Source organism: Cellulomonas wangleii (assembly GCF_018388445.1).
GTDB classification, from domain to species: domain Bacteria; phylum Actinomycetota; class Actinomycetes; order Actinomycetales; family Cellulomonadaceae; genus Cellulomonas; species Cellulomonas wangleii.
In genome coordinates this window covers 377,109-397,867 of record NZ_CP074405.1, presented here as the reverse complement: position 1 = coordinate 397,867, position 20,759 = coordinate 377,109, and the positions used below count along the sequence as shown (strand labels likewise).

Here is a 20,759-nt window from a genome sequence, read left to right as displayed (position 1 = left end):
GTCGAGGGTCCACAGTGGGCCCCGTGCCCGACGACCTGCTCAGCATCGGAGCCCTCGCCCGCGCCGGCGGCCCGCCCGTGTCCGCGCTGCGGTTCTACGACGCGGCCGGTGTGCTGCGCCCGGCGCACGTCGACCCCGCGACGGGGTACCGCTGGTACACCTCCGCGCAGGTGCACACTGCCCGGCTGATCGCGAGCCTGCGGCAGGCGGGTCTGCCGGTGAGCGACCTGGTGGCCGTGCTCGAGGCGCCGCACGAGGCGCACGCCGTCCTGGCCCGCCATCGCCGACGGCTCGAGGACGACCTGGTCACGGCGCGTGCGCACCTCGACGCGGCCGCGGAGATCCTGACCCAGTCCGGACGCTGCTCCGTGGTGGCCACCGAGGTCGTCGCAGCGGTCGCGGCCGTCCGGCACGCGGTGGGCGACGACGACCCGCAGTGGCCCGGGCTCGCAGGCGTCCTGCTGCACCTCGACGGGACCACGCTGCGCCTCGTCGCCTGCGACCGTTCCCGCCTCGCCGTCGCGACGGTGCCGGTCCGGCAGGTCTCCGGCCCACCCGTCAGGGTCGTCGCACCGCTCACGCTGCTGGACCAGGTCGTCGCCGGCCCGCTTCCCGACGTCGGCCCGGTCGTGCTCGGTGCAGGCGACCTCGAGATCCTGGGCCGTCGTGGGGAGCCGCTCGACGCGGCATACCCGGACTACGATCGGCTCCTGCGCTCAGGCACGTCACGCACCGTGACGGTCGCGTCCCAGGACCTCGTCGACGGCGTCGACGGCGAGGACGACGTCGTCGTCGTGCGGCTCGACCAGGGACGGGTGGGGCTCGCTCCCCCGGCGGCGGGCGACACGTTCGGCTACTCCCGGGAGTTCCTGCTCGACGCCGTGCGCGCCGCGCGGGCCGAGCGCCTCGCCCTGACGCTCGACGACCGGTCGTCCCTCGCCGTGGCCCCGGCCGACCGCCCCGACGACGTCGGGCTGATGATGCCGATCCGCCTGCACCCCTGACCCGGCCCACGACACGACCGCCCCCGCACGGACCCGTGCGGGGGCGGTCGTTCACGCGGGTGCGTCGACTACCGACGTCACCCGACCTTGACGAGCTGCCACTGCTGGTTCGCGCCGTTCCAGTTGGAGTACTGCACGACGTTGCCGCCGTCGGCCACGGACGCGCCCTGGACCTCCAGCGCCTTGCCCGAGTTCCTGTTCACGAGCGACGCGTAGCCGTTGGCGATCGACACGTTCCACTGCTGGTTGCCGCCGTTGTTGTCGGACCACTGGACGACCTCGCCGCCGTCGGCGGTGGACTTGGCGTAGACGTCCAGCACCTTCGACGAGAGCCGGGACTTCACGCGGTAGGACCCGTTGCCCGAGCTGACGAACTGCCACTGCTGCTGGTTGCCGTTGTTGCGCGACCACTGCACGATGTCGGCGCCGTCCGCGGTCGACAGGTTGTAGACGTCGAGCGCCTTGCCGCTGTTGCGGTTGACCAGCACGTACCAGGCGTTGGTGTCGACGGAGCTGCTGCCGCCGCCGTTGTTGCCGCCACCGTTGTTGTTGCCGGCGTTGAGGGCGTTGAGGACCGAGGTGTAGGCGGCCTTCTTGTTGCCCGAGGAGTCGAACAGCAGCGGGTTGGCCCCGGTGCGCCAGGAGTCCGAGTCGCGCACGCCCCACACGGTGATGCCGGTGCAGCGCGACACCGCCAGGCACGCCTCGGTGACCTGCCGGTAGGCGTTGGCCTGGTTCGAGCCCTGCTCGATGTCCAGCTCGGTGATCTGCACGTCGACGCCCAGGTCGGCGAAGCGCTGCAGGTTGGCCTGGTAGTCGCTCGGCACGCTCGTGCCCAGGTGCGACTGGAACCCCACGCAGTCGATCGGCACGCCGCGGGACTTGAAGTCCCGGACCATGGTGTAGATGCCGGTGGACTTCGCGTTGATGCCGTCGGTGTTGTAGTCGTTGTAGCAGAGCTTGGCCCCGGGGTCCGCGGCCCGGGCCGCGCGGAACGCCGCCTCGATCCAGTCGTTGCCGGTGCGCTGCAGGTTCGAGTCACGGCGCGAGCCGCGCCCGTCGTCGGCGAACGCCTCGTTGACGACGTCCCAGGCGTAGATCTTGCCCTTGTAGTGCGCCGCGACCTGCGTGACGTGGTTGAGGAAGGCGTCGCGCAGCGACTGACCGGACATGTTCTGCATCCAACCGGGCTGCTGCGCGTGCCAGCCGAGGGTGTGCCCGCGCACCCTCTTGCCCTTGCCGAGCGCGTAGTTGACGATCCGGTCGCCGTTGGTGAAGTTGAACTGGTTGCGGTTCGGCTCCGTGGCGTCCATCTTCATCTCGTTCTCGGCCGTGATCATGTCGAACTCACGGTCGACGATCCCCATGTAGGTGGAGTCGTTCATGCGGCCGGCGGCGATGGCCGTGCCGTAGTAGCGTCCGCGCTCCGCGGCCGACTGGCCCAGCGTCGTCCCGGCCTGGGCGGGGCCGGCCAGGGCCACGGCGGCCGTGGCCACCAGGCCCGCGGTGGTGAGCAGGGACACCGCCCGGCGCACCCGGCCGAACCGGGGTGAGGTCGTGGTCATGTTGTCGCTCTCTCTCGGTGGACAGCGGCGCGACGAGGTCCCGCCCGGTCGGGTGGTGCTGGGGGGGACCTGCGCGCTCCTCGGTGCGCGGCGGACGACGTCGGCCGCCACGTGTGATCGTTCACAACACCCCGTGAGCGGGCGGCTTCAGCTCGCTCGTGGATGTGCGTCACCCTGCCCCCGCTCCCCGTCGGCAACAAGGGCTCCGCGGCCGTCGAAGCGTTTCACCGCGGACATCGCCGGGCCGCTCCTCGGGTGAGCGGGAGGAGGGATCGGCCGGGCGCCGCCGGGCGGGCCGTCGCCGCGCACGAAAGGTTTCTCGCCCTGGGTGGTCGGCTCATGGACTCGTAACGTCGTTCGTCCATGTCCGACCCGACCCGGTCGAGGTGACCGCCATGAGATCGTCCGCTCTCCCCCGTGCCCAACGACCCCCCGCCCTCCGGCTGCTCCTGTCCGCCCTGGCGGCGGTCGCACTGGCCTTCGCGATGCTCACCGCCGCACCCGCGCCGTCCGCCCAGGCGCACGGCTGGATCTCCGACCCGCCCAGCCGGCAGGACCTCTGCTACACCGGCGCCGTGAAGGACTGCGGCCCGGTCCAGTACGAGCCGTGGAGCGTGGAGGCCAAGAAGGGCTCGATGCTCTGTTCCGGCGGTGGCCGCTTCACCGAGCTCGACAACGAGTCCCGGGCCTGGCCGCGCCAGAACCTCACCACCAACGAGACCTTCACCTGGGACATCGTCGCCAACCACTCCACGTCGACGTGGGAGTACTTCGTGGACGGCCGGCTGCACACCACGATCAACGACAACGGCGCCCAGCCGCCCAAGCGGTTCACCCACACCATCAACAACCTGCCCGAGGGCAACCACAAGATCTTCGTGCGGTGGAACATCGCCGACACGGTGAACGCCTTCTACCAGTGCATCGACGCCTACATCACGCCGGGTGGGAACCCGGCGCCGCAGCCCACCGCCACCACGCCGGCACCGGAGCCCAGCGTGACGACCCCGGCACCGCAGCCGGGCACCGGCGCCTGCACCGCCACGGTGCGTGCGGCCAACTCGTGGGGCAGCGGCTTCCAGGGTGAGGTCACCGTGAAGGCGGGCAGCGCCGCGATCAACGGCTGGAAGGTCACCGTGAACGGCGCCACGATCACGCAGGCGTGGAGCTCCACCCTCAGCGGCAGCGACACGCTCGCCAACGCGGAGTGGAACGGCAAGCTCGGCGCCGGCGCCTCGACGACCGCGGGCTTCATCTCCAGCGGGAGCGGCAGCAACCTGAGCGCCACCTGCACCGCGAGCTGACAGGTACCGCGACGACCGGCCGGGGCGAGTGCGCCCCGGCCGGTCGTGCGTCCGGGCACGGCAGGAGCGATGAGTCCCGTCCCCCTCGGCGGTCTGCACCCATACCCGCGACGCGAGGAGAACCGATGACGACCGCCGACGACCCGCAGCACGCGCACCCGACCGAGCACGCCGTCGTCGTCTCCCGGGAGCTCGACGCCCCGCCCGACGTGGCGTGGACGGCGTGGAGCGACCCGAACCTGGTGCGCCGGTGGTGGGGGCCGACCGGCTTCACGTGCCCGCGCGCGGACGTGGACGTGCGCGTCGGCGGCTCGACCGTCGTGACCATGCAGGCACCCGATGCGTGGGGCGGCTTCCGGATCCACAACCGGTGGTCGTTCCGCGTCGTCCAGCCACCCGAGCGCCTCGCGTTCGTCAGCACGTTCGTCGACGAGGCGGGCACGGCCCTCACCCCGGGCGAGGCAGGCGTGCCGGCGACCGTGCCCGCCGAGGTGCCGCACGTGGTCCTCCTCGAAGCCCTGCCGGACGGGCGCACGCGGCTGACCCTGACCGAGACCGGGTACGTGGACGAGGAGACGCGGGCGCAGTCGCAGGCCGGGCAGGAGCAGTGCCTCGACAAGATGCAGGCGATCTTCGCGCCGTCCCGGAGCGGAAGCGACGCTCCCCTCTCCTGAGCCCCTCACCCCGGAGGCACGCATGGGCAAGCTGATCTACGCCGCCAACACCTCGCTCGACGGCTACCTGGAGGACGAGACCGGCGCCTTCGACTGGTCGGTCCCCGACGAGGCCGTGCACGCGTTCTGGAACGAGCACGAGCGAGGCATCGGCACGTCCCTCTACGGCCGGCGCATGTACGAGACGATGCGCGTCTGGGAGGACGACGACTGGCTGACCGACCAGCCCGCCGTGGTGCGCGAGTACGCGGGGATCTGGCGCGACACCGACAAGGTCGTCTACTCCACGACCCTCGACACCGTGTCGAGCACCCGAACCCGGATCGAGCGGCAGTTCGACGCCGACGCGGTGCGCCGCCTCAAGGAGGAGTCCGACACCGACCTCAGCGTGGGCGGCGCGATCCTCGGCGCGGAGGCGTTCCGCCTCGGGCTCGTCGACGAGACGGTGCTGCTGCTGTGCCCGGTGGCCGTGGGCGGCGGCAAGCCGGCCCTGCCCCTCGGGGTGCGGCTGGAGCTCGAGCTGCTGGACACGCGGCGGTTCGACAACGGGGTGGTCTACGTGCGCCACGCGGTGCGGCACGCCCGGTGACGCGGGACCAGCCACGGAGGGAACCACCCCTCCACGGCACGCCGTCAGCGACGTGCGTGCCGTGACCCCGGGTGCCGAACCACAGCCCACCGAGAGGCATCACATGGACTTCTCCTCGACCCGGCTCCTCGACGACGGCACCCGCGAACGGCGGTTCACGCTCGACGGGGCACCGGGCGTCCTGTGGACACCCTCGACCGCCTCACCGTCCACACCCGTCCCGCTGGTCCTGCTGGGTCACCCCGGCGGGCTGCAGGCGATGCAGACCCGGCTCGAGGCGCGGGCGCGCCAGTCGGCGGGACTGGGGTACGCGAGCGCGACCCTCGAGCTGCCCGGGGGCGGCGGGCGGCCGCCCGTCCCCGAGATCGACCGCGCACGCGATGACCTGCGCGAGGCGATCGGTGCCGGGCGACGGCCCGACGACGATGTCGTCGACCGACTCGTCCTCCCCCTCGTCGAGCAGGCCGTCCCCGAGTGGCGGGCACTCCTCGATGCCGTGCTCGCCCTTCCCGAGGTCGGCGGCCCGGTCGCCGTCTCCGGGGGCGTGACCGCCATGGGCGTCCGGCTGGCGGCCGTCGAGCCCCGTGTGGTGGCCGTCGGCCTGTTCGCCGGCACCGCCGTCCCGCGCAGCATCATCGAGGAGGCGCGGCGGGTCACCGTCCCCGTGCACGTGCTCCTGCAGTGGGACGACCAGGACAACGACCGGCAGAGGGCTCTCGAGCTCTTCGACGCCTTCGGTTCCCCGCAGAAGACCCTCCAGGCGAACACGGGCGGGCACACCGGGGTCCCGCCGCACGCGGGCGAGGACGCCGGGCGCTTCCTCGTCCGCCACCTCGGGTGACGCACGGGCCGCGCGTCGCGCCCTGCCGGCGAGACGTCGACCGCGCCGCGCCGCCGGCCGCGGCGACGTGATCCACCCGGAGGCTTGACCTGGAGCGCGCTCCAGGTTGCACGCTCGTCGTCATGGACACCACGCAGCGCACCCCCGAGCCGGTCCTCGGGGCCATGTACTTCGGCACCCGCGCGGACGAGGCGCTCTCGACCACCCTGCTGGACGCGTTCGTCGACCTCGGCGGGCGCTGGATCGACACCGCGAACTGCTACAGCTTCTGGGAGGACCCGTCAGGGGTCGGCGGGCAGAGCGAGCGCCTGCTCGGCCGGTGGTTCGCGGCACGCCCGGGCGTGCGGGACCGGGTGCGGCTCGCGACGAAGGTCCGGCACCAGCCGCTCGTCCCGCACGAGTGGCCCTCGTCCTCCGAGGGGCTGTCCGCCGACGCCATCGCCCGGGGCTTCGCGGCGTCGCTCGAGCGGCTGGGCCTGGACTCGGTCGACCTGCTGTGGGCGCACGCGGAGGACCGCGACGTCCCCCTGGCCGAGACCGTCGACGCGTTCGGTGCGCTCGTGGCCGCGGGGCAGGTCGGCCGGCTGGGTGCGTCGAACCACGCCGCGTGGCGCGTCGAGCAGGCACGCGCGATCGCCCGCGAGCGCGGCGTCGAGCCGTGGTCGGCCGTGCAGCTGCGCTACTCGTACGTGTGGCCGCGTCCGGGCGTGACGCTCCCCGAGGGCGGGCACGTGCACGCCGAGCGCGACCAGCTCGACCACGCCCGCACGCAGGGCCTCGACCTGTGGGCGTACTCGCCGCTGCTCACCGGGGCGTACGTCCGCGACGACCGCCCGCTCGCGGAGGGCTACGACCACCCCGGGACGTACCGGCGCCTGGCGGTCCTCGCCGAGGTCGCGGACGAGCTGGGCGCGACCCGCAACCAGGTGGTGCTCGCGTGGCTGCTGGCGCAGGGCATCAGCCCGATCCTCGGGGTGAGCTCGCTCGCCCAGCTCACCGAGGCCATGGCGGCCCGCGACGTCGACCTGCCCGACGAGCTCCGGGCGCGCCTCGACGCCGCGGTCTGACGGGCGCTGCCACGATGGCCCGCATGACGGGGTACGCACCGGGTGAGGTCGCGCAGCGCACGGGCCTGACGGTGGACACGCTGCGGTACTACGAGCGCGAGGGCCTGGTCGGCCCGATCGCACGGTCGGCGGGCGGGCAGCGACGGTACGACGAGGACGACGTGGCGTGGATCGGCCTGGTCACGTGCCTGCGCGACGCCGGGCTGGGGATCGCGGAGCTGCGCCGGTTCACCGACCTCCTGCGCACCGAGGCCGGTGCGGCCGACCGGGTCGCGTTCCTGCGCGCTCGCCGCGCGGAGCTCGAGGAGCAGGCGGAGCGGATCCTCGCCGCCGTCCGCGTGCTCGACGGGAAGATCGCCCACTACGCGCAGGGGTCCGGCGACGGCACGGCGCACGGGCCGACTCCTGGCCCGCCCGCGCCCGGAGCCGCCGCTACGGTCGCCGGATGAGGTCGCGGTCGATGCTCCTGCCGGTCGTCCTCGTCGTCGTCTCACCCACGCCCGCGCGTGTGAGAGCGCCTTCGCCGCACTGCTCGCCGCGAGCCCGGAGGAGAGCGCAGGCCCGCTCACGGCGACGTCGGACGAGTGCCCCCTGGATGCCTGGCACCAGCAGAACGAGGCCCTGCAGCCGTCACTTCCCGTGGAGCGCGTCTCGGACCCGTCGCAGCAGCTCGCACTGCTGTGCGCCGGCAGCCGGTGGGAGTTGACGCTGGTCTGTACGGAAGCGGGCAGGTAGAACGGGCCGGTGCCGGGGCCCTCAGCTCCCGGCATAGACGAGCATCCGCACTCGGTGTCGTGACCGAGGAACTGGCCGACAGGGCATACTCACGGGCCATGCCCTCCTCCCTGCAGACGGTGTACCTGGCCCGGCACGGGCAGACGGAGGGGAACGTGCAGGGCCGCTGGCAGGGGCAGCTCGACGCGCCGCTGACCGCGCTGGGCCGCGCGCAGGCGCGGACGGTGGCCGAGCTCGTCGCCGACGAGCCCGTGGACGCCGTCTTCTGCAGCCCGCAGGGCCGGGCGGCGGCCACCGCGCAGGTGTGCGGCGAGCGCCTGGGCCTGCCCGTGGTCCCGCTGGACGAGCTCGCGGAGCTGCACCACGGCGCGATGGCCGGCATGTCCCCCGACGACATGGAGCGGGCGTTCCCCGGTGAGCTCGCCCAGCGCCGTCAGGACAAGTACCGGTGGCGGTTCCCCGGCGGGGAGAGCTACGAGGACGCCGTCCCGCGCGCCGCGCGGGCGCTGGCACGCGTCGAGGCGTCCGGCGCACGGCACCCCCTGCTGGTGTCGCACGAGATGATCGGCCGGCTGCTGCAGCACCACCTGCGCCGCGTCGACGTCGCGACCGCGCTGGCCGGCGGCCACCCGCAGGGCGTCGTGTACCGGGTGGACGTCAGCACCGGGGAGATGACGACGCTCGGCGAGGTCTGACGGCTCCTGGGGTCAGGACGAACCGCTCGGTGTCGAGCCGGTCCGGCATCGGGGAGAAGGCCATCGCCCGATGGCAACACCTCCCAGCACCGCAACGGGAGGACATCCGCCGACCGCTGCCCGGCACCGGCCGGTGTTGACTCTGACACCGTGTGAGGAGGTCCGATGGACCACATGCTGAGGATCGGGGAGATCGCACGGGGCACGGGCGTCTCGCGGCGCATGCTGCGCCACTGGGAGCAGCTCGGACTCGTGGAGCCGGCGTCGACCGACCCCATGACCGGGTACCGCCGCTACGCACCCAGCCAGGTCGGCCGGGTGCGCGCGGTCGCGTCCCTGCGCGCCCTGGGGTTCGGGCTCGACGCGATCGGCGACCTGCTCGACGGGAACCTCGACGAGCGGCGGCTGGTCGACCTGCTCCGGACGCGCGAGCAGGAGCTCGTCGCCCAGGTCGACGAGGCGTCGCGCCGGCTCGCCGAGGTGCGGTCGCGCCTCGCGGCCTTCGAGAAGGGACGGAACACCGTCATGAGCACACTCGACCTGGCGCCCCTGCCGGCGCTGCGGCTGTGGAGCGTCCGCGCCTCCGTGCGGGACGAGACCGAGATCCCCGACACGGCACGTCGGCTGCGCCGCGAGCTGCGCGACCGGCTCGGTGACGACGACGCCGTCGTGCTGCTCTACGACGGCACCGCGGACGACGCGATCGTCGTCACGGCCGGGACGCCGACCCCCGTGGACGGTCTGACCGTGGTCGACGTCGCGGCGGTCGACGAGGGCGTCGCGGTGACCTTCGACGCGCCCCCTGACGTGGCGGACGCCTGGATCGCCCTCGACGCGGCACTCGCGGACCGCGGCCTGCGCGCGACGGGGGTGTACCGCCAGACCTCCGCGCCCGACGGCACCGTGACGCTCCAGGCGCAGGTGCGGCGGCCGGGCTGAACGACGCCCGGCGCGCCCGTCCGCGTCATGGCCCCCGGGCGTGACCCGCGGGCCCGGCGTCAGCTCGGTCAGTCCTCGTCCTCGTCCGCGTCGTCCTCGTCCTCGTCGTCCTCGTCCTCGTCCTCGACCAGCTCGCCCTCCCACGCCTCCCTGCCTTCGTGCACGGCGAAGGCGGCGATGACGAACGCGGCGACCGGGTCGAGCCACGCCGCCCCGGTGAGCGCGTGGAGGACGACCCCCGCCAGGGTGGAGATGCTCAGGAGCACGCAGATGCGAGTCTCGGCGGCGTCGGCGAGGACCAGGTTGTCCCGCAGGCGCAGCCCCACCCGCCGCTTCATCGCGGCCAGCACGGGCATGACGACGATGGACGCGACCAGCAGCCCGATCGCCAACGGCGAGCGGTCCGGCGCCTCGCCGTCGAGGAGGCTGCGAACACCCTCGACCGTGACGTACGCGGCCAGGACGAAGAACGTGACGGCGACCGCTCTCAGGGTCAGCCGCTCCTTGCGCTCGTCGGTCCGGCCGTGGCGCAGCCGAGCCGACAGGCGCAGCGCGACGAGGACGCCGGCCGCGGACTCGATCGCCGAGTCGACGCCGAACCCCACGACGGACACCAGGCCCGCCAGCAGCCCGGCGGTGATCGCGACGGCTCCCTCGACGACGTTGTAGGCGACGGTGAACTGAGCCAGGCGCAGCCCGCGGTGCGTCAGCCGTGCGGTCTCGGCGGCGTCGAGGCCGTGCGTCGCCGCGGTCACGCCGTGACCTCCTCGCGGGCGCCGTACGTCGGGCACCGGACGACGGCGTGGCCGGTGAGGGCCAGCAGGCGTTCCGCGGCGCCGAGCACCTCCGCCAGAGCCTCGGGGTGGGCGAGGCGGAACACCGACGCGCGCCCCTGCGGGCGCGAGGTCACCAGCCCGCACTCGCGCAGGCACGCCAGGTGCTTGGACACCGTGGACTGCGCGAGCCCCAGGTGCTCGGTGAGGTCGACGACACGGTGCTCCCCCAGGGTCAGGTGACGCAGGATCGTGAGCCGCGAGAGGTCGCCCAGACCTCGGAAGAGGCACGCGGCGGCATCGGGGGGCTGCACCTCGGTGTCCGGGGGCTCGGTCTCGATCGCCAGCATCGCCACCCAGCGATGCTAGTCCGAGCCGGTGACCACTGGTCACCCGTCCGGCACGCGCCGAACCGTGTTCGCACCCGTACCGGCGAAACGCTTCGACGGGTGCACCGCGCCGTCCGTCCTGGTGGGCTGGGCGCGCCCGTCCGTACCCGTCGAGAGGGAACCTCCCGTGCACGCTCTGAGGAAAGCGCTGACCGCGACCGCCGCGGCACTCGTCGCCGTCGTCGGCTCGGTCGCGGTGACCGCACCGGCGAGCGCCGCCGCCGGGTGCCGCGTCGACTACACCGTGGCCAGCCAGTGGCCCGGCGGGTTCAACGCCGCCGTGCAGGTGACGAACCTGGGAGACCCGCTCACCTCGTGGGACCTGCGGTTCTCGTTCGGCGCGGGGCAGACCGTCACCCAGCTCTGGAACGGCACCGTCACCCAGACCGCTTCCGCCGTGTCGGTGCGCAACGCCGCGTACAACGGCACCGTGGCGACCAACGGCACCGCGTCGTTCGGCTTCAACGGCACGTTCACCGGCAGCAACCCCGTGCCGACGGCGTTCACGCTCAACGGCGTCGCCTGCACCGGCGCGCCGGTGGTGCCGACGAGCACCCCGTCGACGTCGCCGACCGCCACGCCGACCCAGTCACCCCGGCCGACGTCGACCCCGACGACGACCCCCACACCCGTGCCGTCCGCGGGACCGGTCACCGCCGACCCCGCGCGCCTCGTCGCCGAGATGGGCCAGGGCTGGAACCTCGGCAACCAGCTCGAGGCCAGCATCGACGGGATGCCCAGCGAGACCGCGTGGGGCAACCCGGTGATCACCGGCGCCCTGCTCGACCGCGTCAAGGCCTCCGGCTTCGACACGGTCCGGATCCCCGTCTCCTACCTCGGCAAGATCGGCGCGGCCCCGGACTACACCGTCGACAGCGCCTGGCTCGCCCGGATCCAGCAGGTCGTCGACCTCGCGTACGACCGCGGGCTGTACGTGGTGATCAACATGCACGGTGACGGCTACAAGAGCGTCAGCGGTGCGTGGCTGATCTGCGACGCGTCGGGCCAGGAGCAGATCCGCACCAAGTACCAGAAGGTCTGGCAGCAGGTCGCGACGACGTTCAAGGACTACGACGGCCGGCTCGTCCTGGAGTCGATGAACGAGAACTTCGACGGGCAGTACGGCACCCCGACGGAGCCGTGCTACTCGAACATCAACGCGTACAACCAGGTCTTCGTCGACACGGTGCGCCGCACCGGCGGCACCAACGCCTCGCGGTGGCTGCTCGTCCCGGGCTGGAACACGAACATCGACTACACGACCGGCGGCTACGGCTTCACGATCCCGACCGACCAGTACCGGTCGTCGGCGATCCCCAGCGCCGACAAGCGGATCATGATCTCCGTCCACTACTACGACCCGTGGGACTTCACCGGCACGGAGAGCGGGGCGACCACCCAGTGGGGCCCCAACGTGACCGACCCGTCGCGCAGCGCGACGTGGGGCGACCACGTGCACATGGAGAACCAGCTGAAGAAGGTGCACGACGCGTTCGTGGTGAAGGGCTACCCGGTGTTCATCGGTGAGTACGGGTCGATCGACAAGACGTCCGCCGACCCGACCAACAACCGGTACCGCGCCGACTACGCCCGCACCCTCGTCACGCTGGCGAAGCAGTACGGGGCGGCCACCGCCTACTGGGACAACGGCTACAACGGCGTGTACGGGTTCGGGCTGTTCGACCGGCAGTCCGCGACGGTGACCCAGCAGGGCATCATCACGGCCATCACGGGGTCCTGAGGACGGGCCGGCCGGCGGGTTTCGCGCCCCGCCGGCCGGCACCGGTCACGCCTGCGCCGGTCACGCGTGCGCGGCGGGCACCGTCGACGTCATCACGCAGTTGCCCTTGCCCTTCGGCCGCTGGTACGCGAAGCCCAGCTCCTCGTACATCGTCCGGGTCGCGTTGTAGAGGAAGGACGACGACGTGCGCTTGCCCGGCGGGAGGTCGTGCGGGTAGGCCTCGACCAGACCACCCCCGGCCGCGGCGATGAGCCCCAGGGCGCCACGCACGGCGACCGACGCCATCCCCTGCCGGCGGTACCGGCGGTCGACGAACAGGCACGTGATCCGGAAGTCCGGCCGCTGCTCGAGGCCCTTCTCCCACTCCTTGCGGTGCTGGATGTTCGGCACCTCGTCGACCGTCCCGTACTGGGCCCATGCCACGGCCTCGTCACCGTCCATGACGAGCGCGGCGTGCGCGCGGCCGGCCAGCACGAGCTGCCGCTTGAACTCGCGGTGGCCCAGGGCCCTGCGCTCCTCGACCGGGTCGGGGTACAGGTGGAAGTACGTGCACCAGCACCCACCCCACACGCCGTTGTGCCGCTCGGCCAGGCCCGCGAACGCGTCCCAGGTGCGCTCCTCGAGCGGTTCGATCCGGTAGCCGTCCACGGCCATGCCCCCCATCTCGCGAACGTACGCGCGCCGTCGCACGCGCGGCAAGACCCCGGGGCGCCGGTCCCCTGCGCTCAGCCCGGCGCGCGCCGGGCCGGCCCGTCGACGCGCCCCGCGTCGGGCTCGGCGTCCTCCGCCGCGACGCCCGCCGGGCTGCCCGCGAGCACCACGCACGCGGCCACCGCCACGACGAGGGCGAGCACGACGGGCACCGCCCACCCGTGCCGGACCGTGTCGCCCAGCACCGCGACGCCCACCACGCCGGGCACGAGCACCTCCACGACCGACTCCACCGCGGCCGCGCCGCCCACCGGCCCGCGCTCCAGCGCCCGCAGGTACGCGACCACACCGACGGCCCCGCACACCACGACCACGACCGCCAGGGGCTGCCGCACGGTGGCGAGCAGGTCGCCGGACGCGTGCGCGCCGCGCGCCGCGATCGCGGCTCCCGAGTAGCCCAGCCCGCCGAGCAGCGCGAGCAGCAGCGCACCGCCACGCGCGTACGCGGCGACCGACACCAGGACCAGCGCCCCGGTCGCCACGAGCATGCCCGTGGTGAACCCCCGCGGTGGCGTCACGGCCGGCTGGTCCCCGGACCCGCCGGCCACCACCACCAGGGCGACCACCACGACGGCGACGGCCAGGACGTCACGCCGGCGCAGCCTGGCCCCGAGCACGGGGCGCGCGAGCACCACGGTGACCACGACCGACGACGCGAGCACCGCCTGCACGACGAACAGCGGCAGCCGGTCCAGCGCGAGCAGGGACAGCAGCCACGCGACGCCGTCGAGGAGCAGCGCGGCCAGCACGAGCGGTCGGCGCAGCGCACCCGCCCCCGGGGAGCGCCTGGCCCCGACGGCCTCCATCACGGTGCTGACGCCGTAGCCGACCGCCGCGGCGACGGCAGCGAGCAGCGCCGCGGTCACGCACGTCCCCGGGGCCGCAGGAACGGGAAGGCGAGCGTGTCGCGGATCGTGCCGCCGACGAGCGTCATCACCACCCGGTCGACCCCGACGCCCACGCCGCCGGTCGGCGGCATGCCGAACTCGAGGGCGTCGAGGAAGTCCTCGTCGATCTCCATCGCCTCGGGGTCGCCGGCCGCCGCGAGGACCGACTGCTCGGTGAGGCGCCGGCGCTGCTCGACCGGGTCGGTGAGCTCGGAGTACGCGGTGCCGAGCTCGGCGCCGAACGCGACGAGGTCCCAGCGCTCGGCGAGGCGCGGGTCGGTGCGGTGCGCGCGGGTCAGGGGCGACGTCTCGACGGGGAAGTCGGTGTAGAACGTCGGGACGACGGTCTGCCCCTCGACGAACCGGTCGTACAGCTCCGAGACCAGCGCGCCGTGCGTCTCGGTCGGCTCCCACGCCACGTCGAGCCGGCTGCACAGCGTCTGCAGCTCGGTCAGCGGCAGGTCGGGGGTGACCTCCCGGTCGACCGCGCGCGACACGGCCTCGTGCACGGTGACGACGGGCCACGGGCCGTCGAGGCGCACCACGCCGCCCCCCGGACGGTGCGCCACGGGCTCGCCGTGCACGGCGAGCGCCGCGGCCACGACCAGCTCGCGCGTCAGCTCCCGCATGGTCGTGTAGTCGCCGTACGCCTCGTACGCCTCCATCGACGTGAACTCGGGGTTGTGCGTCGCGTCGACGCCCTCGTTGCGGAAGCTGCGGCCCAGCTCGAACACCTTGCCCGTGCCGCCCACCATGAGGCGCTTGAGGAACAGCTCGGGGGCGATCCGCAGGTACAGGTCCAGGTCGTACGCGTTGATGTGGGTGACGAACGGGCGGGCGTTCGCGCCGCCGTGGATCCGCTGCAGGATCGGCGTCTCGACCTCGAGGAACCCGCGGGCGACGAGCGAGGTGCGGATCGACCACACCGCCGTCGACCGGGCGCGCAGGGCCACCGCCGCGGCGTCGTGCAGCGCCAGGTCCATGTGCCGCAGGCGCACCCGGGCCTCGGCGTCGGCCAGGCCGTGCCGCTTGTCGGGCGGCGGGGTCAGCGCCTTGGTGGCCATCCGCCAGGTGCGCGCGGCGACGCTGAGCTCACCGCTGCGGCTGTGCGTGAGCGGACCGGTCACGCTCACCTGGTCCCCCAGGTCGACCGTGCGCCGGAACAGGTCGAGGCCGGTGGTGCCCGACGCGGTGAGCAGCGCCTGCACCTCATCCGTCCCCTCGCGCAGCACCGCGAACACGACCCCGCCCAGGTCGCGCAGCCGCACGACCCGCCCGACGACCGACACCTCCGGACCGTCGACCTGGACGCCCCGCGCCGCGCGCACGGTGTGGGTGCGCGGCACCGCGACCGGGTACGGGTCCGTCCCGACGGCCCGGAGCACGGCGACCTTGGCCCGGCGGACGCGCTGCTGCTGGGTCAGCCGGCGCGTGGGCGCCCGGACCGCCAGCAGCTCCTGCTCCTGCGCGACGACCGCGGCGACGAGCGCCGGGTCGTCCGCGGCCGCCACGGGCGGCTGCTCGCCGCCGGCCAGGCGACGCAGCGGGGGCACGAAGCCCTCCGCCTGCCCGAGCGCGAGCACCACGCGCGTCAGGTGGCCCGCGGCCTCGTAGCACAGGACCCGCGGCTGCCACTCGGGCAGGTACTTCTCGTTCGAGCGGTACAGCTGCTCCAGCTGCCAGAAGCGCGACGCGAGCAGCAGCACCCGCCGGTTGAGGCGCTGCACCGGCGTGGCCCCGACACGCTCCCCGAGCTGGAACGTCTCGCGGAACATCGCGAAGTTCATCGAGATGCGCTCGACGCCCAGGTCGCGCGACGCGTCCACGAGGCCGGCGACCATGAGCTCGGTGACCCCCGAGACCGCGTCGGGCGAGCGTCGCATGACGTCCAGCGACAGGCCGTGCCGCCCCCAGGGGACGAACGACAGCACCCCCCGCAGGCGGCCGTCCGCGTCGCGCGCGGTGACGACGACCTCGCCCGGGTCGACCGGCGAGCCGAACCGGTCCAGAGCCATGGAGTACCCACGCTCCTGGCCCTGGCGCCACCGGTCGGCCTGCGCCACCACCTCGGCCAGCTCGTCGGGCGGCGTCTCCGCCTGCCGGCGGACCCGGACCTCGTACCCCGCCGCCCGGCCGCGCTCGACGGCGCGGCGCACCCCGCGCATGGCCGGGTTCCGCAGGTCGAACGACCGGGTGACGATCACGGCCTCGTCGCCCATGACGATGGGGTGCAGCCCGGCCGCTCGGTACGCCCGCGCCCCGGCCTCCGTCGTCGACGTCGCCGCGGGTACCCACCCGTAGCGGCGGGCCGTCGCCAACCACCGGGCCACGGCGTCGGGCCACGACGCGGGGTCGCCGATCGGGTCGCCGGCCGCGAGGCAGACCTCCGACACGACGCGGTACGACACGGCGGCCCGCCGGTCGGCGGAGAACTGGGTCGACCGGTCGTCCCGGGTCGCGAAGTACCCCAGGGAGTCGCCGGACGGGTGCTCGAGCAGCAGCCGGCGGACCTGCAGCCGGTCGTCCGCGGCGTCGGTCCCCACCGGCTCACGGGACCGCATGAACAGCACGAGCGCGAGCACCAGCCCGACGGCGGCGACGAGGCCCCCGACGACCCCGACCCACGTCGGCACGTAGCCGACCGTGCCGGGGTCCAGCGCCGAGCCGTACACGCTGAACGCCTGCGCGAACGCCCACTGCAGCTGGTCGCCCACCGTCGGCAGACCACGCCCCAGCACCCGGAGCAGCGCGAACGACAGGAGCGTGCCGGCGGCCACGCCCCCGAACGCCACGAGCAGGGACCGCCACCAGGCGCCGGGCCGCACCCGCGCCGGGAACGCCGAGCGCGCGCTGACCAGCACCGGGACGGCCACGACCGCGACCACCCACGCGACGACGTCCCGCGCCGTCACCCCGGGCTCGCCACGCCCGGCCGGGTCGGCGGCCCACAGGACCGCCGTCACCAGCCCGGCGAGCACCACCGGCGCCTGCCACACCAGCACGAGGACCCACAGCGTGACGCGCAGGCGACGCACGAGCCCCGACGCGACCGTCGCCAGGAGCACGAGCGAGAAGAACCCCGGCTGGGCCGGCAGGTTCAGCACCGAGAGCGCCTCGGCGACGCGACGCACCACACCGGGGGCGAACGGCAGGAGCAGCAGCGCGACCACCTGCCAGGCCGCCATCCCCTGGACGACCCGGCCGGCGACGGTGGCGACCGTGGCGGCCCAGCCCCGCGAGACCGGGTCGTCCCGGCGCGGCGACGCCGGCTCGGGGTCATCCGTGCGCGCGTCCGGGCGGGGTGGCCGGCCCAGCTCCGGCACGGTGTCCACCGGGTCCCTGCTCACGCCGCGCTCCGTCCTGGGCGAGCCGCGAGCGCCCCCCGCTCGTCCGTCCCCCGCACGAGCGTCCCGCGCCAGGGGCAGGACCGCGATCCGACCGACCCCGCCCGCCGCGGTCAGGCCACGCAGACCGCGCCGGTGTTGCCCTCCTGGTCGGCGACCACGGTGAGGGACGGTGCGTCGCTGTCGTCCACCACGGTCCCACCGGCCGCGACCGCGGCGGCGATCCGCTGCTCGAGCACCTCGGCCGGCACGTACACCTCCACGTGGAAGCGCTGGCGTGGCCCGCCCTGCTCGTCGGCGTCGCCGAACCACAGGTTGGGCACCCGGCCCGTGGCGTCGCGGACCTCGTCGCTCGGGGACCCGTGGCCCTGCGCGTCCACGAGGCCCGTCAGCAGCGCGGCCCACACCGGCGCGATGGTCGCGGAGTCCGCCGCGTCCAGTCCGAGCTCGACGACGCTGACCGACGCGGGGTCCGGGGCGAGCCCGTGCTCGGCGGCGATCTGCGTGATCTGCCGGGCCAGGTCGACGTCCTTCTGCGTCACCCACTCCACGACGTGCTCGGTGTCCCCGTCCCGGTAGATCGCGTCCGGGCTGACCAGCTTGAGGTCGACGTGGCCCTTGCTCATCGCCACGGTCGGGTGGTGCCCGGCCGCGTCGCCGGCCTCGCCCACCGCAGCGAGGAACCGGGCGCCGGTGCCGAAGTCGTCGACCAGGTACCGGGCGTGCAGGCCCTGGGCCAGCTTGCGCCAGTCGACCAGCTGCGCCTGGTCGATCTCACGCCCGGAGAGCATGTCCATGTCGCCGGAATCTAGACCTGATCCGCGGACCGCGCGCGCGGACGCGGTCAGGCACGCAGACCTGCGTCCCAGCCCGGCGCCCGGTGCCCGGCCGGTGGCCCCAGGGACGTCACGCCCGCGCGCCCCAGCAGCCACGCGACGACGGAGTTCGACGTCCACATGTCGCCGGTCCCGGCCTCGTCGCGGCCCCACGTCCACACCGGCACGTCGGTCAGGTGCTCGAGCAGGTCCCGTGGGACCGGGACGTCGGCGCTGACGGCCAGGACCCCCGGCGTGGCGTCCGGCCCGTGCACCGTCCGGACCTCGTAGCGGAACAGCGGGCACCGGCCCAGGAGCCGCGAGCCCACCGGTCCGGTCCGCACGACCCGTCGCCCCGCGGCGGTCCGGCCCCAGGTGGGTCCCATGTCGACGCGCGTCGTCGCGCCGTCCACCACGACCTCCAGCACGGCGTGCACGAGCGGCTGCGGTGCCCGGTGCTCCCGGGCTGCGACGGCCCGCTCCCACCACGCGCTCGTCCGCCGCGCGACCCGGCCGCCGGCTCCGACGGCTGCCCACCTCACCCGCGCCACGGCGTCCACGTGCCCATCCCACCGCTGCGCGCCGCGCACGGTCCAGGGGCGACCGTCACGGGTCCGCGGCCGAGGGCCGGGGGTCAGCGCACCGCGGCGAGCGCGTCCTTGATGGCGGCAGCGTCGCGGTCGCGCAGCGCCTTGGCCCGCTCCGGCGGGTCGGTCGGCATGGTCCAGCCGTCGTCGGTGTGACGCGGGATCACGTGCAGGTGGACGTGGAACACCGTCTGGAACGCGGCCCTCCCGTCGCACAGGACGACGTTGATGCCGTCGCAGCGCAGGGTCGAGCGGCGCAGCGCCCTGGCCATGTCGTGCCCGACCGAGAAGACGTGCGCCCCCGTGGCCCCGTCCAGGTCCTCGAGGCCCACCGCGTGCCCACGCGGGACGACGAGAAGATGACCCGGGTTCACGGGGTGCAGGTCCATGAAGACGACGACGGTGTCGTCCTCGAACACCACGCTCGCCTCGGCCCGCCCGGCGGCGATGGCGCAGAAGACGCACTCCTGGTCCGCCGGCGTCTCGTTCGTCGTCATGGGCGCAAGGCTCCCAGCACGTCCGCAGGGGTACCAGCCCTCGCGCGACGTCACCGGGCGGCGGGCCGCCCGACGAGCCTGGACGGCGGATCGTCGGCGTAGGAGCGGGGCGCGAGCCGCGCCGCCGCCCGCGGCCCGATCGTGAGGCGCATGCCCAGGCTCGCCAGCACGCGTGCCACGTCGTCGGCGCCCAGTGAGCCGTGCCGTTCGAGGACCAGGTGGACCCGCCCACGCACCCGCTCGGCGCGGTGCAGGGCGAGGATGCTCGTCGAGACGGGCGTGTGGCAGGGGAAGCGCGCGCGGGCGGCGGCCTCGTCGGCGTGCTCGAGCCAGACGACGGCGTCGGCGACGTCGGCCAGCTCGGTGCGCAGGGCGTCGGCACGCCAGTGGGCGGGTGCGTCCGCGTCGCCCGTGACGTGCCGCGACCGGTTCGCGGAGGTGATCGCGAGCGGGCCTCCGCCGACGGCGTCCGTGGCCGCCGCGAGGAACCGCTGCGACGGGCACGCGTCGCCGGGGACGATCACCTGCGTGGTTCTCGTCGGCCCGTCCCACGCGGTCAGGCCGGCGGGCAGGCGGGCGGCTGCGGGGCCACGGAACCCGAACGGGCCGATCGCCGCGAATGCCTCGACCACGTCGGCCACCAGGCTCGGCGGCACGCCGGGCGGGAGCCGGGACAGGTCGAACGCGTCGAGCACGTGCCCCGTCGCCGCCGTGAGACTGCCCACCTGGTCGCAGGGCCGGCCCTTGAGGACGTTGAGGCGCTGCACCGCGTCACCACGGGCGGTCAGCGCGTAGACGTTGGCGAACCCGTGCGCCACGGGACGCCCCGCGGCGAGCAGCCGCGCGGCCAGCTCGGCGTCGGCGGGACGGTCGAGGACGAGACGGTCGTGGTCGTCGGGCATGGCGGGCCTCCCGGGGTCTTCCGGAAGGAGCACGCAGCGGTGCCACCGGATACCGCCGGCGGGCGCCGGGTCGCCGACGTGGGCGGTGACGGCTCCGGTGCGCCGGGCGGGTCACCGCCCTCGTGGCGTGACGTCACGAGCCTCACCCGGAGGCAGTCCGCCGATCGGCAGAAGTTCCAGCGGCGGGACCGGGTCCGTCGCCAGCCGCGCGTGGGTCTCCACGTCGAACCGGCCGTCCCCGTAGCGCAGCTTGGACCGCTCAAGACCTTCTGCGATGAATCCTGCGCGAGTCGCCACCCGGCACGATGCGGGGTTGTTGACCCGGTGCCCCAGCTCCAGCCGGAAGAGGCCGAGCTCCTCGAGCGCCCACCTGGAGACGGTCGCCAGCGCCCGCGAGGCGAGCCCCTGTCCCCGGTGGGTGGCGGCGACCCAGTAGTACGTCCACGCCGTCTCATGCACCCTGTCGATGCTGCTCAACCCCACGTTGCCCACCGCGCAGCCGTGAACAGTGATCGCGACGTCGTACCGGACGGGGCCGAGGGCCTGCAGATGAGTCTCGATGAACCGGGTGCAGTCCTCCAGCTCGCGAAGGTCGGCCCCGCCCAGCTGCGTGACCAGATCGGGGCTTGCTGCCACCGCGGACTGCAGCGAGGGGCCATCAGCGAGCGACCACGGTCTCAGCTCGACGCGCACCGCCGCG

The 20,759-nt window shown here is 74.0% G+C and carries 21 protein-coding genes; 10 read left to right on the top strand and 11 right to left on the bottom strand.

The genetic code is table 11. The annotated features are described in order from the left end of the window. Positions 1–23 precede the first annotated feature (23 nt). Positions 24–1,004: a MerR family transcriptional regulator gene (locus KG103_RS01990; protein WP_207341841.1), complete on the top strand. Its 981-nt coding sequence runs from the start codon at positions 24–26 to the stop codon at positions 1,002–1,004. 77 nt (positions 1,005–1,081) lie between these two features. Here the strand turns inward: KG103_RS01990 and KG103_RS01985 are convergent, their stop codons facing one another. Then, the gene (locus KG103_RS01985; RefSeq protein WP_207341840.1) at positions 1,082–2,569 is read right to left on the bottom strand and encodes an endo-1,4-beta-xylanase; all 1,488 of its coding nucleotides are present in this window, start codon (positions 2,567–2,569) and stop codon (positions 1,082–1,084) included. Positions 2,570–2,964: 395 nt separating this feature from the next. Here KG103_RS01985 and KG103_RS18725 point away from each other — a divergent pair, with 395 nt between their 5' ends. From KG103_RS18725 to KG103_RS01945, 8 genes are all read left to right on the top strand, one after another. Further along, positions 2,965–3,873 (top strand): lytic polysaccharide monooxygenase, encoded by a 909-nt coding sequence (locus tag KG103_RS18725; RefSeq protein WP_242635969.1) that lies wholly within the window; start codon positions 2,965–2,967, stop codon positions 3,871–3,873. Positions 3,874–3,998: 125 nt separating this feature from the next. After that, complete coding sequence (locus tag KG103_RS01975) at positions 3,999–4,547, top strand: SRPBCC family protein (protein ID WP_207341839.1); 549 nt, start codon at positions 3,999–4,001, stop codon at positions 4,545–4,547. Positions 4,548–4,569: 22 nt separating this feature from the next. Continuing rightward, positions 4,570–5,136 carry a dihydrofolate reductase family protein gene (locus KG103_RS01970; protein ID WP_207341838.1) on the top strand — a complete coding sequence of 189 codons (567 nt, stop codon included), beginning with the start codon at positions 4,570–4,572 and terminating at the stop codon, positions 5,134–5,136. A 103-nt stretch (positions 5,137–5,239) separates the two neighbouring features. After that, entirely contained in the window at positions 5,240–5,977 is a 738-nt protein-coding gene (locus tag KG103_RS01965) for a dienelactone hydrolase family protein (protein ID WP_207341837.1), read from the top strand. A gap of 122 nt (positions 5,978–6,099) precedes the next feature. Beyond that, positions 6,100–7,044, top strand: coding sequence for an aldo/keto reductase (locus tag KG103_RS01960; RefSeq protein ID WP_207341836.1), 945 nt, complete (start codon positions 6,100–6,102; stop codon positions 7,042–7,044). A 23-nt stretch (positions 7,045–7,067) separates the two neighbouring features. Continuing rightward, positions 7,068–7,493: a MerR family transcriptional regulator gene (locus tag KG103_RS01955; RefSeq protein ID WP_243656520.1), complete on the top strand. Its 426-nt coding sequence runs from the start codon at positions 7,068–7,070 to the stop codon at positions 7,491–7,493. Positions 7,494–7,877: 384 nt separating this feature from the next. After that, the gene (locus KG103_RS01950) at positions 7,878–8,474 is read left to right on the top strand and encodes a histidine phosphatase family protein (RefSeq protein ID WP_207341834.1); all 597 of its coding nucleotides are present in this window, start codon (positions 7,878–7,880) and stop codon (positions 8,472–8,474) included. Positions 8,475–8,639: 165 nt separating this feature from the next. Beyond that, on the top strand, positions 8,640–9,413 hold the full coding sequence (locus tag KG103_RS01945) for a MerR family transcriptional regulator (RefSeq protein WP_243656519.1): 774 nt from the start codon (positions 8,640–8,642) through the stop codon (positions 9,411–9,413). 68 nt (positions 9,414–9,481) lie between these two features. On the opposite strand, the gene KG103_RS01940 is transcribed toward KG103_RS01945, so the two are convergent. Next, positions 9,482–10,168, bottom strand: coding sequence for a cation transporter (locus KG103_RS01940; protein WP_207341833.1), 687 nt, complete (start codon positions 10,166–10,168; stop codon positions 9,482–9,484). After that, complete coding sequence (locus KG103_RS01935) at positions 10,165–10,536, bottom strand: ArsR/SmtB family transcription factor (RefSeq protein WP_207341951.1); 372 nt, start codon at positions 10,534–10,536, stop codon at positions 10,165–10,167. The genes KG103_RS01940 and KG103_RS01935 overlap by 4 nt, the downstream gene beginning before the upstream one ends. A gap of 166 nt (positions 10,537–10,702) precedes the next feature. On the opposite strand from KG103_RS01935, the gene KG103_RS01930 reads away from it, so the two are divergent. Beyond that, a complete protein-coding gene (locus tag KG103_RS01930) occupies positions 10,703–12,316 on the top strand; it encodes a cellulase family glycosylhydrolase (RefSeq protein WP_207341832.1) in 1,614 nt (537 codons plus the stop codon). Positions 12,317–12,376: 60 nt separating this feature from the next. Here KG103_RS01930 and KG103_RS01925 read toward each other — a convergent pair whose 3' ends face one another. The 8 genes from KG103_RS01925 to KG103_RS01890 form a co-directional block, all read right to left on the bottom strand. Further along, the gene (locus tag KG103_RS01925) at positions 12,377–12,979 is read right to left on the bottom strand and encodes a GNAT family N-acetyltransferase (RefSeq protein WP_207341831.1); all 603 of its coding nucleotides are present in this window, start codon (positions 12,977–12,979) and stop codon (positions 12,377–12,379) included. 62 nt (positions 12,980–13,041) lie between these two features. Further along, positions 13,042–13,893, bottom strand: a complete 852-nt coding sequence (locus tag KG103_RS01920; RefSeq protein WP_207341830.1) for a hypothetical protein — start codon at positions 13,891–13,893, stop codon at positions 13,042–13,044. Beyond that, entirely contained in the window at positions 13,890–17,261 is a 3,372-nt protein-coding gene (gene lysX, locus KG103_RS01915) for a bifunctional lysylphosphatidylglycerol synthetase/lysine--tRNA ligase LysX (RefSeq protein ID WP_207341829.1), read from the bottom strand. Before lysX ends, KG103_RS01920 begins: the two co-directional genes overlap by 4 nt. A 110-nt stretch (positions 17,262–17,371) precedes the next feature. Further along, entirely contained in the window at positions 17,372–18,055 is a 684-nt protein-coding gene (locus KG103_RS01910) for a 4a-hydroxytetrahydrobiopterin dehydratase (protein ID WP_207341828.1), read from the bottom strand. Positions 18,056–18,102: 47 nt separating this feature from the next. Further along, entirely contained in the window at positions 18,103–18,633 is a 531-nt protein-coding gene (locus KG103_RS01905) for a hypothetical protein (protein WP_207341827.1), read from the bottom strand. A gap of 74 nt (positions 18,634–18,707) precedes the next feature. Continuing rightward, on the bottom strand, positions 18,708–19,157 hold the full coding sequence (locus tag KG103_RS01900) for an HIT family protein (protein ID WP_207341826.1): 450 nt from the start codon (positions 19,155–19,157) through the stop codon (positions 18,708–18,710). Between the two features lie 50 nt (positions 19,158–19,207). Beyond that, positions 19,208–20,059 carry a hypothetical protein gene (locus KG103_RS01895; RefSeq protein WP_207341825.1) on the bottom strand — a complete coding sequence of 284 codons (852 nt, stop codon included), beginning with the start codon at positions 20,057–20,059 and terminating at the stop codon, positions 19,208–19,210. Positions 20,060–20,170: 111 nt separating this feature from the next. Then, entirely contained in the window at positions 20,171–20,752 is a 582-nt protein-coding gene (locus KG103_RS01890; RefSeq protein WP_207341824.1) for a GNAT family N-acetyltransferase, read from the bottom strand. Positions 20,753–20,759 lie beyond the last annotated feature (7 nt).